Genomic DNA, 19484 nt, shown 5'->3' on the forward strand with positions numbered 1-19484 from the left:
ATTTAGACAAAAGCACTGAAGCCTGTAATAGCGCGACCAACAATTAACGAGTTAATTTCTTTAGTGCCTTCATAAGAATAAATTGCCTCGGCATCTGCAACAAAGCGCGCCACATTATGCTCCAACAAGATTCCATTGCCGCCCATAACTTCACGAGAGCGACTTACGATATCACGCATTCTCATAGTGCAAAAAACCTTTGCTAAAGAAGCGTGTTCGTCTTTTAAAATTCCCTCATCTTGCATTTCGGAAAGTCGGAAAACCATCGTTTGCATCGCCGTTAGATTGGATAACATTTCCACCAAATGTCCTTGTATCATTTGGAAACTTGCAATTGGTTTTCCAAATTGCTTTCTTTCTCGCGTATATTCGAGGGCATTTTCGTAGGCGCCACGCGACAATCCCACAGCCATCCATGCAACTCCTGCTCTTGTCATTTGCAAAACTTTGGCGGTATCTTTAAAAGAATTGGCATTTTCTAATTTATTTTCGTCTGGAATAAAACAATCCGTCAAGGTTATCAAACCATTTTGAACAATACGAAGTGCCATTTTTCCGCGAATCTTTTCAACCACAAAACCAGCATTATCTTTTTCGACGATAAAACCTTTAACCTCATCACTATCAACATCGCGAGCCCAAATAATTATTACATCCGCAAAGGTTGCATTACCAATCCATTTTTTCTGTCCATTAATAATCCAACCACCTTCAACTTTTTTACAAGTCGTTGTCAATCCTCCAGCAGCACCAGAACCAACTTCGGGTTCCGTCAAACCGAAAGCGCCAATCTTTTCAAATTTTTGCATTGCAGGAAGCCATTTTTCTTTTTGAGCTTCCGAGCCACACATGTAGATGGAACCCATTGACAATCCCGATTGCACACCAAAGAATGTTGCAATGGACGCATCAACACGAGCCATTTCCATAGCGAGAATTCCCTCCATTAAAAATGGTAAATTCGGGCAACCATAACCATCGTAAGTCACGCCACAAATATTGAGCTCTCTAAATTTCTCAATTAACTGAAACGGAAACTCATCATGAAGCCAATAATCATTGACAATTGGTTTCACTTCTTGCTCCATAAAAGCACGAACTTTTAATTGAATCGCTCGATGTTCTGGTAGTAAAGTGTGATTGATGTCATAAAAGTCGCCATCAATTTCTGGAAGAACTTTTTCCTTTTTGTTAGGGTCCATCATCTTCATCATTGCGCCTAGTTGTTTTTCACTTAAATGAGAAACATTATTTACCAATTTTGGAAGGTCAACTTTAGCAGAGATTTCAGAAATTTTTTCGATATCCAAATGACGAAGAAGTTCTATTATATTTTTGATTTTTGAAAATGTAGAAGACATAAGCTGTGATTTTGAAAACCAAAGAACAAATTTTGTTCCTAAAATTTAACAATATTATGTTTTTTATCAATACAATTAAATTGCAAACATTTTACAAAACACAGATTTTCAATTATTTAAAATTGTAAACTAAGCTTTACAACTAAAAAACAAAAAGCTTACAAGAAGAAGATTTCAGTTTGGGTTTAGCTTTATCACAATTCTAAAATCCCAATATTATGAAATCAGTTATTAAAACCTCTATCGCAGCAGCATTTATTAGTTTAAGCTTTATCTCATGTAAAAAACACGAAACCGCAGAAGCTTCCACAATGGAAATGTCTAAAGCAGAAATGGCAACCACGGATAGCGCTTCTGTTGCAGCATCTCAACAAGTTGAAGGTAAGAAATTCATCAAAACGGCTAACATTGATATGGAAGTCAAAAACGTCTATGATGCTTCTGTTGCCATAGAAAAGTCTTTGGTGAAGTTGGGTGGTTTTGTTACGAAAAGTCAAATGCGCGCACAAACAGTTTCAGAACGAACATTTAACACTTCTGATACAGACGCGATTTTAGTTCGAAAATATCAAAATGAAAATAGCATGCAAGTTCGTGTTCCGACCGAATTTTTAGGTGATTTTCTAAATGATATTAACCAAAACAAATTGTTTCTAAATGCAAGAATTATCAATGCCGATGATGTTACCGCAAATATTGCTTTAGCAAAACTAGACGCACAGCGTCAACAAAAGAAAGAAGAAAATATCAATCAACTGAAAGCCACCAAAGACAAAGTTGAACTTGCTGATGACAATTATCGTGAAGCGAACGACCAAAAAGTTGCCAACATCAATATCGCAGACCAACTGAAATATAGTACTGTTGACATTTATCTAAAAGAACCAAATGTTAGTGTCGCGCAAATCCCAATCGCCAACACGCAAAACTATGATAATCAATTCAAAAGCAATTTCGGATTTGAGTTAAAAAATGCTTTGGTAGAAGGATTTTATATGATTCAACAGATTGTGGTTTTCTTGGTTTCTATTTGGCCAATTTTACTAATAATTGCAGGTTTAATATATTTAAACAAAAAGAAATTCTTCTTGAATCGTTTTTCAAAAGAGCATAAATCATAATGAAAGTTCCGTCTACCAAGGCGGAATTTTTTATTTAGAAAAGCATAAAAATCTACAAGCTCATCCGACGAATTTTCAGTAAATTTGTAGATTAAAAACATTTGTGATTATGCTTCCAAAAATTAATCCGTCTCATACCAAAGCTTGGGAAGACCTCGAAAGTCATTTCGCGAACAACGATTTTGAGTTGAGAACCCTTTTCAAATACAATCCACAACGCTTCCAAGAATTCTCTATTGAAACGGAAGATTTGCTTTTCGATTACTCCAAAAACCTTATCGATTCGCGCACTTTGGATTTATTGTTAAAACTGGCAGAAGAGACGCAACTAAAGGAAGCAATTGGACAAATGTTTTCTGGTGAAAAAATCAACGAAACCGAAAACAGAGCCGTTCTACATACTGCTTTGCGCGATTTTTCGGAAACACCAATTTTGGTAGATGGCGAAAACATAAAACCTGCTATCAAAAAGGTTTTGAACCAAATGAAAGCTTTTTCAGAAAAAGTAATTTCTGGCGAACATAAAGGCTTTTCAGGAAAAGAAATCACGGATGTTGTCAACATCGGAATCGGTGGCTCAGACCTTGGTCCAGTAATGGTTTGCTCAGCTTTGAAACATTTTAAAACACGATTGGATGTTCATTTTGTTTCGAATGTTGACGGCAATCACATCGCTGAAGTTGTTAAAAACTTAAATCCAGAAACGACTTTATTTATCATTGCTTCAAAGACTTTCACAACGCAAGAAACCATGACCAACGCGCAGTCTGCAAAAGATTGGTTCTTGAAATCTGGAGCTAGCGACGCTGACGTAGCAAAACATTTTGTTGCGCTTTCTACAAATACAGAAAAAGTTAACGAATTCGGAATTTTAGCCGAAAACACTTTTGAGTTTTGGGATTGGGTTGGTGGACGCTACTCACTTTGGAGTGCAATTGGACTAAGCATTGTTTTGGCAGTTGGTTACGATAATTTCGAACAACTATTAAAAGGCGCTGAGGCAACAGATATTCATTTTAAAACTAAAGATTTTAAAGAAAACATTCCTGTGTTGATGGGACTTTTGGGGATTTGGTACCGAAATTTTTATGCTGCGGGAACTTATGCGATTTTACCCTATTCTCAATATCTAGATCGTTTTGCCGCTTATCTACAACAAGGCGACATGGAAAGCAACGGGAAATCGGTGGACAGAAATGGTGATTTTGTAGAATATGAAACGGGACCTATTATTTGGGGCGAGCCTGGTACCAATGGACAACATGCTTTTTATCAATTGATCCATCAAGGCACAGAATTGATTCCGTCAGATTTTATTGCGTTTTCAAAATCATGCAATAATGTTTCTGATCATCAAGACAAGCTTTTAGCTAACTTTTTTGCTCAAACGGAAGCTTTAGCATTTGGAAAAACTGAAGAAGAAGTCTTATTAGAACTTGAGAATCAAGGACTTTCGGAAGAAGATATTGAGAAGCTCATCAATTATAAAATATTTGTTGGCAACACGCCAACTAACTCAATTTTAATCAAAGAATTAACACCTTACACTTTGGGTCAATTGATTGCTTTTTATGAGCATAAAATCTTTGTACAAGGTGTGATTTGGAATATATTCAGTTTTGATCAATTCGGCGTTGAGCTAGGAAAAGTTTTAGCCAATAAAATTCTACCCGAATTAAAAGACAATCAAGAAGTTACAAGCCACGACTCTTCAACCAATGCTTTGATGAATTATTATATGAAAACTAAACTATGTTAAAAAGAAATCTTTTTTATAAACTGTCTCCCAAGTATCGTTTTTTTGTTAGAAAACTATATTATTCTCCGATTGACTTCTATGAAGGAATTACAGGTAAGAGAGAAAAATACATTCCTAAGAAAGGAGATATTTTTATTGGACCTGGTGATTTCAAACAAAAAGGAGTAGAACAACTATCTTTACTAAAAAAATATGTAGAGCTAAATCCTGACGACAAGGTACTAGATATAGGTAGCGGAATGGGAAGAACAGCGATTCACCTTACTAAATATCTTAGTAAGGACGCCACCTACGACGGTTTTGATGTTGTAAAAAAAGGGGTTGACTGGTGTAAGAAAACAATCAGTAAAGATTTTCCGAATTTCAAATTCCAGTTCGTACCATTAAATAATGATTTATACAATGAGTATGAAGGAAAAGCTGAGAATTTCAGATTTCCATATCAAGACAATTTGTTTGATAAATCGTTTTTATTCTCAGTCTTCACACACATGAGGGTTAGCGAAATTGATAATTATCTTAAAGAAATCCACCGTGTTTTAAAAAAAGATGGTAAATGTTTAGCGACATTTTTTATTTATAAGAAAAATGAAAATCTAAGTACATTCCCAGGCTTTAAATTCCCTTATGAAAAAGAAGGCTATCGTTTACTAGACGAAAAGGTACAAGGCGCGAACATAGCCCTCGAGTATTCGTTCTTGGAAAAAATGGTTAATGACGCAGGTTTGGAAATCGAACAACATATCGTTGGTTTTTGGAGAGATTTCAGTCTCGACAGAAAAGATCGAGATTTCCAAGATGTTTTGATTTTAAAAAAGAAGTGAAAAGAATCTAATATAAAAAGTAAAAAGAAAGAAAAATGGCGCAAATCTTAGACGGACTAAAAGTCTCAAAAGAAATCAAGCAAGAAATCCGCGAGGAAGTCGAAAAAATCTTAGCCAGCAAAAGACGTGCACCACATTTGGTTGCCATCTTGGTTGGTAACAATGGTGCAAGTAAAGCTTACGTCAATAGTAAAGTTAAAGATTGTGAGGAAGTTGGTTTTAGTTCAAGTTTAATCAAATTTCCGAGTACAGTTTCTGAAGCTGAACTTTTAGAAAAGATTGATGAGCTTAACAAGTCAAAAGCAGTGGATGGCTTTATTGTTCAGTTGCCTTTACCAAAGCAGATTGATCAAGAAAAGATTATTATGGCAATTGATCCAAGAAAGGATGTCGATGGTTTTCACCCAGAGAATTTTGGAAAAATGGCTTTAGAAATGGATACCTTTTTGCCAGCAACTCCTTTTGGAATTTTAACCTTGTTGGAGCGCTACAATATTGAAACAAAAGCAAAAAACTGTGTAATTATTGGTCGTAGTCGCATCGTTGGAAAACCAATGAGTATTTTGATGGGAAGAAAAGACTTCCCTGGAAATTCGACAGTAACGTTGACACATTCTTACACACAACATATAGAAGAATATACTAAAAAAGCAGATATTGTGATTACTGCTTTGGGCGATCCTCATTTCCTAAAAGGAGATATGATCAAAGAAGGCGCTGTAATTATTGATGTTGGTATTACACGTGTGGATGATGATTCGGAAAAAGGCTATCATCTAGCCGGCGACGTAGACTTTGATAGTTGCGCTGCAAAGGCAAGTTGGATAACGCCAGTACCAGGTGGTGTTGGCCCAATGACACGAGCGATGTTAATGAAAAACACACTTATCGCTTACAAAACTTCAGTTTATAATGACTAAAGAACAAGAAGATTTATTATTAAAAGAAGGAAAAATGCTCCCAGTGATGGAGCATTTTTACACTATTCAAGGAGAAGGATTTCATGCAGGAAAAGCAGCCTATTTCATAAGATTAGGCGGATGCGACGTTGGTTGCCATTGGTGCGATGTTAAAGAAAGTTGGGACCCGACACTTCATCCACTAATGTCGACAGAAGAAATTGCAGAAACCGCTGCAAAACACTGCAAAACCATTGTACTAACTGGTGGAGAACCATTGATGTGGAATTTAGAAATTTTGACATCGAAATTAAAATCATTAGGTTGCACAATCCACATCGAAACTTCTGGCGCTTATCCAATGTCTGGACATTTGGATTGGATTACGCTTTCTCCAAAGAAAACAGGACTACCCCTTGAAGACATTTACAAAAAAGCAAACGAACTAAAAGTCATTGTGTTTAACAATAATGATATTAAATTTGCTGAAGAGCAAGCTGCAAAAGTAAATACCGATTGTGAGCTTTTCTTACAAAGTGAATGGAGTAAAAAAGATGCTAACTATCCAAAGATAACAGACTTTATTTTGGAACATCCAGAATGGCGTTCTTCAATACAAACTCATAAATATTTAAACATTCCTTAAAAAAAATATTATATTAGCAGATTGATTTTAATGTAGATGCAAAAACTTCGATATTCTCGATATTTCAAAAGTCTCATGATACTATTAGATATGATTCTAGTGGCGTCAGTTTTTGTGATATTTTATTATCGAAATTTCGAATGGAAGTACGATGAAAATCAGATAGAACAAAACCTACTTTCCATAGCCTTACTATGTCTTTTTTGGATCTTACTAAGTGGTAGGACAAAATTGTATCATGTCCCTAGAAGTTTAACTTTTACCAGTTATCTAGAAAGGATTATTGTTCATATTTTCATTTTTTTTCTAGGTGTTATCTTACTTGGTAAGGTAAGCAATAATGATTTCTTAAAAACTGAACGCTTTTATCTCGCAGGCTTCATGCTTTTGGTGATGATTCCTTTTAAGAGTTTGATTTTTTCTTTATTAAAGTATATCCGGACTTTAGGAAAAAACCATCGAAATGTGATGTTTATTGGAGAAAGTTCAGCAACCGAAATTCTTAGAGATATTATTGAAACTAGACCAGATTACGGTTATAAAATATATGAATTTCCAACTGGAAAAATCGATATTGAAAACCTTGTTGATTTTTGGAAAAAAGAAGGAATACATACCATTTTTTTACCATCTGAAAACTGCATCGATCCAATTCTGGAACGGAAAATTTTTTACGAAGCGGAAAACAACAAGGTTAAAATTTCTTTGGTTCCTAACATTATTCAGAATAATTTTTTCGAGTACGACATTAACTATATTGTAACACTCCCTGTCTTATCACCAACAAAGTACCCTTTAGAGTTTTTCACCAACTCATTATTAAAACGTACTTTCGATATTGTTTTTTCATTAATCGTTCTTGCGGGAATTTGCTCTTGGTTATTCCCTATTATTGCTATCCTAATAAAACTAGATAGTAAAGGGCCTGTGTTTTTTAAGCAAAAAAGATACGGCTACCATGAGGAAGTCTTCGAATGTTGGAAATTCCGAACTATGGTTAACAATGCGGATTCCACAAAAAAAACGACAGAAGTTGGTGACAAAAGAATCACTAAACTTGGTAAGTTTTTAAGAAAAACGAGCATTGACGAGCTCCCACAATTTATCAATGTTATCAGAGGAGAAATGTCTGTTATTGGGCCACGTCCACATATGCTTTTGGTTGATGAATTTTATAAACCAAAAATTAGTCGTTATGCCATTAGAAGTCTTGTAAAGCCAGGTATTACTGGTCTTGCACAAGTCAATGGACTTCGTGGCGACGAAGGCGATATGAATATCCAAATGAAAAAAAGAGCACTTGCTGATGCCTTTTATGTTAAAAACTGGAGTTTTAGCCTAGATTTTGTTATACTACTAAAAACCATTTTCTTGGTAATTGTTGGAGATAAAAATGCACGATAATCTCCACAAAAAAGTTTAATTTTACAAAATGTTAAAAAGATTATTTCAGGCAATAGGCGAATATGTTCTCTTATTAGGAAAAGTAATAAGCAAACCGCAAAAAATGCAGGTTTTCATGAAGTTATTCATGCGCGAAATATACGACCTAGGTGTTAATTCGTTTGGATTAGTACTATTTACGTCTTTCTTTGTCGGTGCCGTTGTTGCGATACAGATGTTTAACAACTTCTCGGCATCAAGCTTCCCAATACCACTTTCATTTATTGGATATGCCACAAAAGTTGTTTTAATTCTTGAGTTTTCACCAACCATTATTTCGGTTATTCTTGCAGGGAAAGTAGGTTCTTATATCGCATCTAGTATTGGTACAATGCGTGTTACAGAACAAATTGACGCTCTAGACATTATGGGTGTTAATTCTCCTAATTTTTTGATTTTGCCCAAAATATTTGCAAGTGTAATTTTTAACCCATTATTAATTGCTATAAGTATCGCTGTTGGTATTTGGGGAGGACATATTGCAGGAATTGTTACAAAAAACTGGACAGAAGCCGACTATATCACTGGTATCCAAATGTATATGCCGTCTTTCTTTATTTGGTACGCATTCTTAAAAACAGCTGTATTTGCATTTCTAATAGCAACCATACCAGCATATTTTGGTTATAATGTTAAAGGAGGCTCATTAGAAGTTGGTCGTGCAAGTACTCAAGCGGTAGTATGGACTATTGTTTCCATTATTATTTGCGATTTATTATTAACCCAATTACTTTTAAGCTAATGATTGAAGTTAGAGATTTAAAAAAGAGCTTTGACGGAACAGAAGTTCTTAAAGGTATTTCCGCAACTTTTGAAACAGGAAAAGTCAATCTTATTATTGGGCAAAGTGGTTCTGGTAAAACAGTATTCCTAAAAAGTCTACTTAATGTTTACGAGCCTACAAGTGGTTCAATTTTATTTGATGGACGAAATATTGCTGACATGACTCGTGATGAGAAGCAATTGCTCCGCTCTGAGATCGGAACCGTTTTCCAAGGTAGCGCATTGTTTGACTCGATGACCGTTGAAGAGAATATTCAATTCCCTTTGGACATGTTCACGAACATGACTTTCCGTGAAAAGAAAAGAAAAGTTTTGGAAGTTATTGGTCGTGTTAACTTACAGAATGCCAATAGAAAATTTCCGTCCGAAATCTCTGGTGGAATGCAAAAACGTGTTGCGATTGCGCGGGCAATTGTCAACAATCCAAAATATCTTTTTTGTGATGAACCTAACTCAGGATTAGACCCTTACACCTCTAATGTAATCGATGCTCTTCTGATGGAAATCACAAAAGAATATAATACCACCACGATTATTAACACCCACGATATGAACTCGGTGATGACCATCGGAGAAAAAATTTTGTATCTTCGTCTAGGTGTTAAAGAATGGGAAGGGAATAAGGATCTTTTGGCAACCGCAAAAAATAAAAACCTTATCGACTTCGTTTATTCATCAGAGTTGTTTAAGCAACTTAGACATTTTATGTTGGAAAACGACCAAACAAGTTTAACGTAAATTTATATAAACATGAAAAAGTTAATTACAACGATGGCAATGTTTGCAAGTATTGCAGCATTTTCACAAGTTACATTAGGAGCAAGGGCTAACCTTTTGTTCAACACTTCATCTGCAAGCTGGTCGAACCTAAAAGACACAGCAAGTAACGCTTGGGAAAGCAATGGAAAAAGTAACACTGGTTTCAATTTCGGTTTATCTGCGAAGATTAATCTTCCTGTAACGTCTTTGTTTGTTATGCCAGAAATCTACTACACAAGCATTAAAAACAGTGTAGAAGTTAATGATTCTGTAGCAGGAAAAACGGTTGAACTAGAAGCTAAAAATGACAGAATTGATATCCCTGTTTTGTTAGGTTATAACCTAATGGGTGAAACTTTAAGTGCTTTTGTAGGTCCTGTATTCTCTGTAAACACTTCTAAAGACAATACCTATCAAAACTTCAAAGAATCTGAAGCTAAAGACTTTGGTGTTGGCTATCAGTTGGGTGCAAATGTTACACTTAAGAAGTTTGTTATCAACGCAAGATACGAAGGTGCTTTCTCGAAAGATGAAAGAAAATTCATCAATACAGTAGCTGGTAGCAATACTGAAATTAATTATGATAACAGACCTAGCTTCTTTATCCTAGGTTTGGGTTATAATTTCTAAACGAAAATTTTCTTAAAATAAAACGATCAGAATTAAATATAATTCTGATCGTTGTTTTTTGTATGCGCTTCTTGCTCTCTTTGCAACTGTTCCTGCTTTGCAATTTTTTGTTGCTGCTTCTCGAATTCTATTTTGTCCTTTTGCATTTGCTTGAAGGCTTTCTTTCTTTGTTCTTCTTTTAGCGCAGTGCCTTTACTTACGTATCCTACTATTCCGCCAATAATTAGTCCTATGCCAACACCTGCCATAATTCCCATAAAGTGAGAAAGTTTCATTTCGTTAAGGGAAAAATTTGTGGTGCCGTAAAATAAAAGTGCAGCAATCCCAAAAAGGATAAGGCCGACAATTGTCAAACTTCTCATAGTGTTTCTTTTTTGTGTTTTTAAAAATACAAATTTATGAATGAAATGTATTTCTCAAATTTTTATTGGTAAATAAAATTACAGAAAATGAATCAAATCACCCTAACTGGAAGACAACATTAATTTAATTCTAAAAAACAAGCTTATGCCGCCATGATAAAGAATAAAAAAATCAATAAAAGTTAATTATTTTTACACTATTCACAACACTACACCATATATAACAATTCATCATTACTATTATTTCATTATTTTAATTATTTTTGCATTAAAGACAAGCCAAAATATGAAAAATAAATTACTCAGTCTTCTACTATTCTGTATTATAGTATTTACAAATGCTCAAGTTGGTATCGGAACCGATAAGCCAAAATCGACTTTACATGTTACAGGCAAGCCTACAACCACGACCGCAATGGATGGCATAACACCTCCAAGCATTACAGGAGATCAGCTTTTTGCAAAAACATACACAGTAGAACAAGATGGAACTGTGATCTATGTAACAACAGGAGCTGCAACAGCAAACCAAAAATGGCAAACCATAAACGTGAATACGCCCGGCTTGTACGTTTTTGATAAAGTTACAATGACATGGATCTATCTAAGCTCTTCGCCTATTATGACCACATTTATGTCAACAGCCTATCAAGCACTTGATCTTACTTCAACGGATGATCAGCAGATTACATTTGCGAGTACTGAAGCGTTGGTTAATTCTGCAGTAAACTTCAATCAGACCAATAGTTCCTTTACAATTCTAAATGATGGCTATTACCAGTTAACGGGATTTATTGGATTTAATGCGAATAGACCTGATCTTAATTCAGCTACACAGTTCGTCGCAGTTAACTTGAAGTTAAAGAAAGGAGCAACATTTGCAACATCATCGGATATTACTGGAATTCGATCAACATATGTTGGGATTGCGGCTGGGACTGGGACTGCTATTCAGATTCCTTCTACCATACTTAAACTTAATAAAGGAGATATTATTTATATGGCAATACAAAGACCTGGAATTACAATTGGAGGGGTCGCAAATCAGACTTTTGGTCCATGGGTACCTGCCAATAATGGCCATATTAATTTACCAGGTGGACAGAGTTATACGAAGTCTTTTACCATCTTAAAAGTTAAATAAATTTTTATTTAAATATATATTAAAAACTTAACCATAATTGGTTGAGTTTTTTTGTTAAATTTTTTCCTAAAATTTAATAAATTTGCGTTAAAGCAACACAAAATGCAAAATATCAAAATCGCAGTCGACGCTGTTGTATTTGGCTATTTCGAAAATAAGGAACTCCACATACTTTTAATCAAAAGAAATATTGAACCCTATAAAGATACTTGGGCATTGCCAGGTGGTTTGGTTCAAGATACTGAAACTTTGGAGGAAGCCATTGCGCGGGAGCTTCAAGAAGAATCAGGTGTTAACACTAATTTTGTTGAGCAACTTTACACTTTTGATGGCATTAATCGCGATCCCAGAAACCGTGTAATTTCGGTGGCATATTTGGCTCTTGTCAATCCTGATGCCCACAAACTAAACGCTGCAACGGATGCTTCTGACGCGAGATGGTTTAGTATTAATCACTTGCCTGATTTGGCTTTTGATCATGCCAACATTATTGATCTGGCAGTCGCTCGTCTTCGTACCAAAATACAATACGCCCCAATTGGATTTAATTTACTAAAAAACGAATTTGCTTTCTCAGATTTGGAAAGTCTCTACCAAAGTATTTTGGGTAGAGATATCGACCGCAGAAATTTTAGAAAAAAAATAATGGGCTACCAACTTTTGACCGAAACTGAGAATTACCGCAAGGAAGGAAGTGGTCGACCTGCAAAATTATTTAAGTTCAATCCAGAAAAGTATAAAAATCTAGAACAACATGGAATGTACTTCGAAATATAATTTAACATCTAATAATCAAACATTTATTATTTTGCGTCAAAATAACACTAAATAAATTTTGTTAACCTAAAATAGAATTTTACATTTGTGTAAAATTAACGCAATATGAAAAATTTAACACTTCTACTTTTATTGTTTTCTTTTGCAAATCTAAAAGCACAAGAACAAGATAGTATCCAAAACATCGATAAAGTGCTTATCATTAGCCAAGCCAAAAAGCTTGATGCTGTCAACTACCTAAACTATCATCCGCAAAAAGACATACAAAACAACGGCAAGGAGCTTCCTTTTTTAATTAACAAACTTCCCGCAATCACAGCCTACTCCGACGCCGGAAGCAACAACGGATATTCCTACTACCGAATTAGAGGGATTGACCAAACCCGTGTTAATGTCAACTTTGATGGTGCTCCAATGAACGAACCCGAAGATCAAGGCGCTTACTTTTCTAACTTTCCAGACTTCTTTAATTCCATTGACTTTTTGCAACTACAAAAAGGTGTTGGTCTTAGCAAAAACGGAACGGCAAGTTATGCCGGAAGTTTACAAATTAGCACACCCAATCTTACTGAGAGAAATCTAGAATTTGGCGCTGATTATGGTTCTTATAATGCCTTTCGAACCTATGCAAAATATACATCAGGTATTGTTAATGACAAAGCCATCCACGTTAGAATGAGTGAAATATACAATGGAGGTTACAAGTATAACTCCAGCAATCATGGACAATCGGCAATGATTAGCGCTGGAATTTTCAAACCAAAATCCACCTGGAAATTCAACTCAGTTATTGGTGATCAAAATAACGAATTGGCGTGGCTAGGCGTTACCAAAGAGCAGATCGATGCGGATCCTCGAAGCAATGCCAACAGAAATGAAAAAGACCACTTTTTCCAAAGCTTTTTCCAAGTTTCAAATCAAAGCAAATTAGGACAAAATACAACTTGGCAAAATGGCGCCCACTATACTTTTCTAAAAGGAAATTACGACTTTAACCTCAATAACTTTCTTGGCTTACCCGAAGATGGAGAAATGTACAATTATGCTTTTAAATCTAACTTCGGAGGCTTGTACTCTAATTTAGAAACAAGCTGGAAAGCTTTAAAAATCCAAACAGGACTTAGTGCCAATTGGTACAACCGTGATCACAACTTTACAGAAAAAGAACTTGGAGGTATCTACAATAACACAGGTTATAAGGATGATTTCAGCGCGTTCGCAAAAGCAGATTACCAAATTAATAATCTTAAAATTTCGGGAAGTCTCCAATACCGCCATGCTAAGTTCTCATACACAGGCGACGAAAATCTAAAAGCATTACAATGGGATTTTATCAATCCGAAATTAGGTCTTACCTACATTTTAAAAAGCAATCAAGAACTATTTTTTAGCTTGGGGAAAGTCGGACGCGAACCAACCAGAAATGACATTTTCGCAGGAAACGACAATCTATCAGTTGACGATAACAACCAATTAATTCTTGGCACAACAACTCCAGAATACGTTACCGATTACGAATTGGGTTACCGATATTTTAGCAATAATCTAAAAATATCTGCGAACCTTTTCTCTATGGATTTTAAGGATGAAATTGTCTTAAATGGGCAGTTCGGACCAAACGGAATTGCACTAACCAACAAAGTCGATCGAAGCTATAGAACAGGTGTTGAATTTTCAATAAATTATCAAATTAACGAGCATTGGTCATTGGAAAATAACACATCATGGATGACTTCAAAAATCAAACAACAGACTGAAAGCTTTACTCCAGTACTAACACCTAAATTAATTGTTAATCAAAATCTTAACTACAATTTTAACAACTTAACATTACAATTGAGTTATCGTTATCAAGCGACCTCTTTTATTAACTTTTCGAATGATCAAAAAATTCCGTCTTATCAACTTTTAAACTTGGCGGGATTCTACAAACTAGGAAAATGGGAAGCAGGAATCTTTTTAAATAACATCTTTAACAAAATCTACTACAATCATGCTTATGTAGAAGCAGATGGAACGCCAAAATATTTCGTGCAAATGACACGTAATCTGATGTTTAGTTTAAAATTTAAAGCCTTTTAATTATGAAAGCTTTCGTGTTTGGCAAGTTCTATCCTTTCCATAAAGGACATCAAGCTTTAATCGAATTCGCGTTACAAAACTTTGATTATGTAGAAGTTATGGTTTGCGCAGAAGAAAAGGAGCGACTTTCGGGTGAACTTAGGAAAACTTGGATTGAGGAAACTTTCTCGCATAACAAACACATAAAAGTTATTGTCTTCGAATACAAGGAACAAGATTATGCCAATACTTCGGAAGCTTCATGGGAAGTTTCAAAACAATGGAGCGAAGTTTTTAAAACTTATTTCCCTGATTTCGAATATCTTGTAAGCTCCGAAGCTTATGGTGATATGGTTGCAAAATACATGAATATCAATCATCAATTATTTGATATTAAACGATTGGCGCATCAAATTTCAGCAACAAAAATTAGAAATAATATTTTTGCAAATTGGGATTATTTGCCAAAAGCTGTTCAAAAGTATTTTTCATTAAAAGTGGTTATTCTCGGAACCGAAAGCACTGGCAAAACGACATTAACCGAAAAGCTTGCTAAGCATTATCAATGCAATTTTGTTTTAGAAGCTGGACGCAATATTGTGGATGATTCTAAAGATTTCGACTTTAGCGATCTTTCAAAAATATATCTTGAACATTATAAGCGAATTAAATCCATTAATCTAAACAATTACTTAAATATCATTGACACAGACTTTCACATTACCGAATCTTACTCAGAATTCATTTTTAAACGAGAATTAAATATTCCTAATGAGATAAAATCTGAACAAAAAGCTGACATATATTTATATCTTTCAGCAGATGTCCCTTACTTCCAAGATGGAACGAGGCTTGAAGAACACGACCGAAATCGTCTTGATATTCATCATCGAAAACATCTTTTAAAATCAAATATTGCCTTCATCGAAATTTCTGGTGATTGGCAAGAGCGCTTCGAAAAAAGTATTCAACTAATAGACCAACTTATTTTAGAAAAGTCAAAAATTTAGTTTTAAATAAAATATCGGACTGCTTTACAAATAAGATTACTTCTTAAATTTGACTTTGAAATCAGATTTCTACCTATGAAAGTAATTTTAGCAGCAAGTCTTTTTGTCTCAACAATTGTGTTTGGACAATCTTACAAAACGCCTTTCGAGCAAGGCAATGGCAACCAGACAACAACTTTTGCCGCGATGCGCTCCTACTATCAACAATTGGCAAAAGATTTTAAGACTATCGAATATCTTAAAATGGGCGAAGATGACAACGGCGAACCTATTGAAGTTGTGGTATTCAATCCATATAAACAAGACGTAGAAAGTCTTGCAAAAACCAAGTCTGTTTTGCTTATCAACAACGGGATTCATCCGGGAGAGCCAGATGGCATCGATGCGACAATGGCGATGATGCGCGACTTTGCTACCAAGAAATTAAAAGCACCACAAAATGTATTGATTGTCGCAATTGCTGCTTACAATGTTAGCGGCATGATGAATCGCGGGCAATTTTCGCGCGCCAATCAAAATGGTCCCGAACAATATGGTTTTCGTGGAAATGCTCGAAACTACGACCTTAACAGAGATTTCATAAAAACGGATACTAAGAACTCGTGGAGTTTTCAGAAGATTTATCAATATTTTCAGCCAGATGTTTTTATTGATAATCACGTTAGCAATGGTGCGGATTACCAATATACTTTCACTTACATCTCGACGAATAAAGAGCGCTTGGGAAAACCGCTGGGAAATTATTTTCACCAAAATATGCAACCCGAAATCCTAAAAAGTTTCACAGAGCGCAATATCCTTTCGGTGCCTTATGTCAACATTCACGGTGATGTTCCAGACAAAGGATTTCCAGCTTTTGTAGATTCGCCGCGTTATGCAACTGGCTACACGACTTTGTTTAACTCAATTGGGACGGTTGTGGAAACGCACATGTTAAAACCTTACAAAGATCGCGTTGCCGTGACTTACGATTATATGCTGGAAACGATTAACTACGTGGAAAAGCATTTTCAGGACATTAAGCAAAAGCGTCTAGATGCTCGCAACGAGTACAAAGTTGGACAAGATTATCCTTTGCAATGGAAACTGGATTCTACCAAATATAGCAAACTCGATTTTAAAGGTTTTGAAGCTGGATATAAGCCAAGCGCGATTTCGGGGAAGCCAAGACTTTATTATGATAGAAGCAAAAAATTCTCGAAACCCATTTTGTATTACGATACTTACAAGCCAACAAGTTTTGTGAAAATTCCGAAATATTATGTGATTCCTCAATCCGAATATCATGTTATTGATCTTTTAAAATTAAATAACATCGAGATGAAAACAATTAAGAAAGACAGCCTTATCAATGTTGAGCAATATCGAATTCGGGATTTTAAAACGGCAACTAATCCGTACGAAGGTCATTATCTTCATAATGAAACCATTGTTGGTAGAGAAAACGCACAAAAGATGTTCCGTGCTGGTGATATGCTTGTCAACCTCAACCAAAACGGAATGAAATTCTTGCTCGAAACCTTAGAGCCAGAAGCCGTGGATTCTTATTTTAACTGGAATTTCTTTGATGCGATTCTTGGTCAAAAGGAATATTATTCGGCTTATGTTTTTGAGGACACCGCCGAACAATTGCTTAAAAACGACAAAGCGCTAAAAACGGCTTTCGAACTAGAAAAAGCGAAAGATCCAAAATTTGCTCAAGATGGCGCAGCGCAATTGGATTGGGTTTACAAAAACTCGCCTTATTACGAGAAAACACATCGATTGTATCCTATTTTCAGGATTAATTAAGTATTTTTGAGAAAATTTGAAATAAAATAATTTTCGCGTGAGCGATGGAAGCGGAAATCCTTTGGGGTGGCGTGAGGCGCACTTCGGTTATACTCAGTGACCGAATCGACCGAGCGACACACGAAAGATTGAAGCGGACGTAGCGACCCGCTTGTTTTTTGGCAGGGAGAAACCTCATAGGTTTTTAAAAACCTATGAGGTTTAGCTTTGGCGAAAACAAAGGGACACGCCCAAAACTTTAAGTTATGACAAAACTGAATTTATCATTTTTCTTTATCCTTTGTTCTCTTTTGCTTTCTGCACAGAAAGACGCTTACACACAGCAATATGCGAAGTACAAAATGGACATCGACGTGGATGCGAGCAACTTTACCTACCAAGGAAAGCAGACTTTGCAATACACCAACAACTCGCCAGACGATTTGGATGTTGTCTATTTTCATTTGTATTGGAATGCTTTCAAATCTGGATCGATGATGGACCAACGCGTTCAGAACCAAGGTGTAAATGCCGATGGTAGATTATCTGCCAGAACAGCAAATGGCGTTGTGAGTAGATTGGCTAGTATTCCGCAAAATGAGGAAGGTCGCCAAAATATCCACTGGATCAAAATGAATGGCAAAGAGTTGAAATTCGAGATTCAGGAAACGATTATGAAAGTCTATCTGACGGATAAAATAAAATCTAAGTCTAGCGCAACTTTCACGATGGAATGGGACGCGAATATCCCAATGCAAATTCGTCGTGCTGGTCGTAACAACCGCGAAGGTGTCGATATGACGATGACGCAATGGTATCCAAAAATTGCTGAATACGACTATGATGGTTGGGCAACTTTTGACTACATCGGACGAGAATTCCATGCACCTTTTGCTGATTTTGACATCAATATTAAAATCGATAAAAACTACATTATTGGCGCAGGAGGAACATTGGAAAATCCAAATGATGTTGCGGGTTATGTTGCTAATCCTAGCATTAAAGCAGATGCCAACAACAAAGTGAATTGGAGATGGACAGCAAAAAACATGTTGGACTTTGCTTGGGCAGCAGACCGCGATTACACGGTGGACAGCTTTTCTATCTTAGACGGACCAAAAGTCTATTTCGTGTATCAAAAATCTGAAAAGACAAAATATTGGGAAGAATCGAAACCTTATGTGACGAAGTTTTTCCAAATTATGAACAATAAATTTGGGCGTTACAAATGGCCATCTTATTCCTTTATCCAAGGTGGAGACGGCGGTATGGAATACGGAATGTGTACCATGATTTTGGGCGAATCAAAATCTGTGGAAGATCTTTGTGGACTGATGTTCCACGAAGGTGCACACTCTTGGTTTCAGCAAATGTTGGCGACCAACGAAAGCGAAAAACCTTGGATGGACGAAGGTTTCACAAGTTATGCAGAACATTTTGTGATGAACCAATTATTCCCACCAAAATCGCCACAACCCAATCCTTTCACGGAAAGTCTTGCGCGTTATGCTGAGTTTGCGAAAACAGGAAAAGAAGAACCTGCGGTTTGGTTTGCTGATCACCACGATAACGGTACAGCCTATTCTTACGCTTCTTATGTTAAAGGAGAATTATTTTTGGTGGAGCTGGGCTACATTATGGGCGAAGATAATCTAAGTAAAGTGATGCTTCGTTACTACGACGAATGGGCGATGAAACATCCAACAGAACGCGACTTTATGCACATTGCTCAACAAGTTTCTGGAATGGATCTAAAATGGTTTTACAACTATTGGATTAACACAACCAAAACAATTAATTACGGCATTAAAAACGTGAAATACGATGCTAACTCGACCACGATTACATTGGTAAATAAAGGAACGATGCCAATGCCTATTGATTTTAGTATTTTGACAAAGGATAAAAAAGTTGTGAATTACAATATTCCTTTGAATATGACACACACTTGGAAAAAATCTGACATCTATGGACCAATCCAAAACTTGCCGTATTGGCCTTGGACGCAACAAGAATACAGCTTTACGATTCCTTACAGAAAAGAACAAATTTCGGCGATAGGGATTGACTTTAGCCAAAGGTTAGCGGATGTTAATCCTGAGGATAATTATTTGGAGGTTAAATAAAATTTAGTT

The 19484-nt window shown here is 35.8% G+C and carries 17 protein-coding genes; 15 read left to right on the plus strand and 2 right to left on the minus strand.

From position 1 onward, the window contains the following. Positions 1–2: 2 nt before the first annotated feature. On the minus strand, positions 3–1361 hold the full coding sequence (locus Q1V95_RS13365; protein WP_300674915.1) for an acyl-CoA dehydrogenase family protein: 1359 nt from the start codon (positions 1359–1361) through the stop codon (positions 3–5). Positions 1362–1579: 218 nt separating this feature from the next. Here Q1V95_RS13365 and Q1V95_RS13370 point away from each other — a divergent pair, with 218 nt between their 5' ends. The 9 genes from Q1V95_RS13370 to Q1V95_RS13410 all read left to right on the plus strand — a co-directional run bounded on the left by Q1V95_RS13370 (position 1580) and on the right by Q1V95_RS13410 (position 10225). Then, complete coding sequence (locus Q1V95_RS13370; RefSeq protein WP_300674917.1) at positions 1580–2482, plus strand: DUF4349 domain-containing protein; 903 nt, start codon at positions 1580–1582, stop codon at positions 2480–2482. Positions 2483–2591: 109 nt separating this feature from the next. After that, positions 2592–4241 carry a glucose-6-phosphate isomerase gene (pgi, locus tag Q1V95_RS13375; RefSeq protein WP_300674919.1) on the plus strand — a complete coding sequence of 550 codons (1650 nt, stop codon included), beginning with the start codon at positions 2592–2594 and terminating at the stop codon, positions 4239–4241. Next, positions 4235–5065 carry a class I SAM-dependent methyltransferase gene (locus Q1V95_RS13380; protein ID WP_300674921.1) on the plus strand — a complete coding sequence of 277 codons (831 nt, stop codon included), beginning with the start codon at positions 4235–4237 and terminating at the stop codon, positions 5063–5065. Before pgi ends, Q1V95_RS13380 begins: the two co-directional genes overlap by 7 nt. A 35-nt stretch (positions 5066–5100) precedes the next feature. After that, positions 5101–5985 carry a bifunctional 5,10-methylenetetrahydrofolate dehydrogenase/5,10-methenyltetrahydrofolate cyclohydrolase gene (locus Q1V95_RS13385; RefSeq protein ID WP_300674923.1) on the plus strand — a complete coding sequence of 295 codons (885 nt, stop codon included), beginning with the start codon at positions 5101–5103 and terminating at the stop codon, positions 5983–5985. Further along, entirely contained in the window at positions 5978–6610 is a 633-nt protein-coding gene (locus Q1V95_RS13390) for a 7-carboxy-7-deazaguanine synthase QueE (RefSeq protein WP_300674925.1), read from the plus strand. The genes Q1V95_RS13385 and Q1V95_RS13390 overlap by 8 nt, the downstream gene beginning before the upstream one ends. A gap of 75 nt (positions 6611–6685) precedes the next feature. Beyond that, positions 6686–8014, plus strand: coding sequence for an exopolysaccharide biosynthesis polyprenyl glycosylphosphotransferase (locus Q1V95_RS13395; protein ID WP_300674927.1), 1329 nt, complete (start codon positions 6686–6688; stop codon positions 8012–8014). A 28-nt stretch (positions 8015–8042) separates the two neighbouring features. Continuing rightward, on the plus strand, positions 8043–8795 hold the full coding sequence (locus Q1V95_RS13400) for an ABC transporter permease (protein ID WP_300674929.1): 753 nt from the start codon (positions 8043–8045) through the stop codon (positions 8793–8795). Beyond that, positions 8795–9574, plus strand: coding sequence for an ATP-binding cassette domain-containing protein (locus Q1V95_RS13405; protein ID WP_300674931.1), 780 nt, complete (start codon positions 8795–8797; stop codon positions 9572–9574). Before Q1V95_RS13400 ends, Q1V95_RS13405 begins: the two co-directional genes overlap by 1 nt. 12 nt (positions 9575–9586) lie before the next feature. After that, entirely contained in the window at positions 9587–10225 is a 639-nt protein-coding gene (locus tag Q1V95_RS13410) for an outer membrane beta-barrel protein (protein ID WP_300674933.1), read from the plus strand. A gap of 32 nt (positions 10226–10257) precedes the next feature. Here Q1V95_RS13410 and Q1V95_RS13415 read toward each other — a convergent pair whose 3' ends face one another. Continuing rightward, positions 10258–10587, minus strand: coding sequence for a hypothetical protein (locus Q1V95_RS13415; RefSeq protein ID WP_300674935.1), 330 nt, complete (start codon positions 10585–10587; stop codon positions 10258–10260). A gap of 550 nt (positions 10588–11137) precedes the next feature. Here Q1V95_RS13415 and Q1V95_RS13420 point away from each other — a divergent pair. The 6 genes from Q1V95_RS13420 to Q1V95_RS13445 all read left to right on the plus strand — a co-directional run bounded on the left by Q1V95_RS13420 (position 11138) and on the right by Q1V95_RS13445 (position 19475). Next, positions 11138–11731, plus strand: a complete 594-nt coding sequence (locus Q1V95_RS13420; RefSeq protein ID WP_300674937.1) for a hypothetical protein — start codon at positions 11138–11140, stop codon at positions 11729–11731. 102 nt (positions 11732–11833) lie between these two features. Beyond that, positions 11834–12508: an NUDIX domain-containing protein gene (locus Q1V95_RS13425; RefSeq protein ID WP_300674939.1), complete on the plus strand. Its 675-nt coding sequence runs from the start codon at positions 11834–11836 to the stop codon at positions 12506–12508. A gap of 105 nt (positions 12509–12613) precedes the next feature. Continuing rightward, a complete protein-coding gene (locus Q1V95_RS13430; RefSeq protein ID WP_300674941.1) occupies positions 12614–14590 on the plus strand; it encodes a TonB-dependent receptor in 1977 nt (658 codons plus the stop codon). A 2-nt stretch (positions 14591–14592) separates the two neighbouring features. After that, entirely contained in the window at positions 14593–15579 is a 987-nt protein-coding gene (locus Q1V95_RS13435) for an AAA family ATPase (protein ID WP_300674943.1), read from the plus strand. 75 nt (positions 15580–15654) lie between these two features. Then, on the plus strand, positions 15655–17370 hold the full coding sequence (locus Q1V95_RS13440; protein WP_300674945.1) for a hypothetical protein: 1716 nt from the start codon (positions 15655–15657) through the stop codon (positions 17368–17370). 245 nt (positions 17371–17615) lie between these two features. Then, positions 17616–19475 carry a M1 family metallopeptidase gene (locus Q1V95_RS13445; protein ID WP_300674947.1) on the plus strand — a complete coding sequence of 620 codons (1860 nt, stop codon included), beginning with the start codon at positions 17616–17618 and terminating at the stop codon, positions 19473–19475. The last annotated feature ends 9 nt before the right edge of the window (positions 19476–19484 follow it).

It is taken from the genome of Soonwooa sp. (assembly GCF_030151385.1).
In the GTDB taxonomy this organism is placed as follows: domain Bacteria; phylum Bacteroidota; class Bacteroidia; order Flavobacteriales; family Weeksellaceae; genus Soonwooa.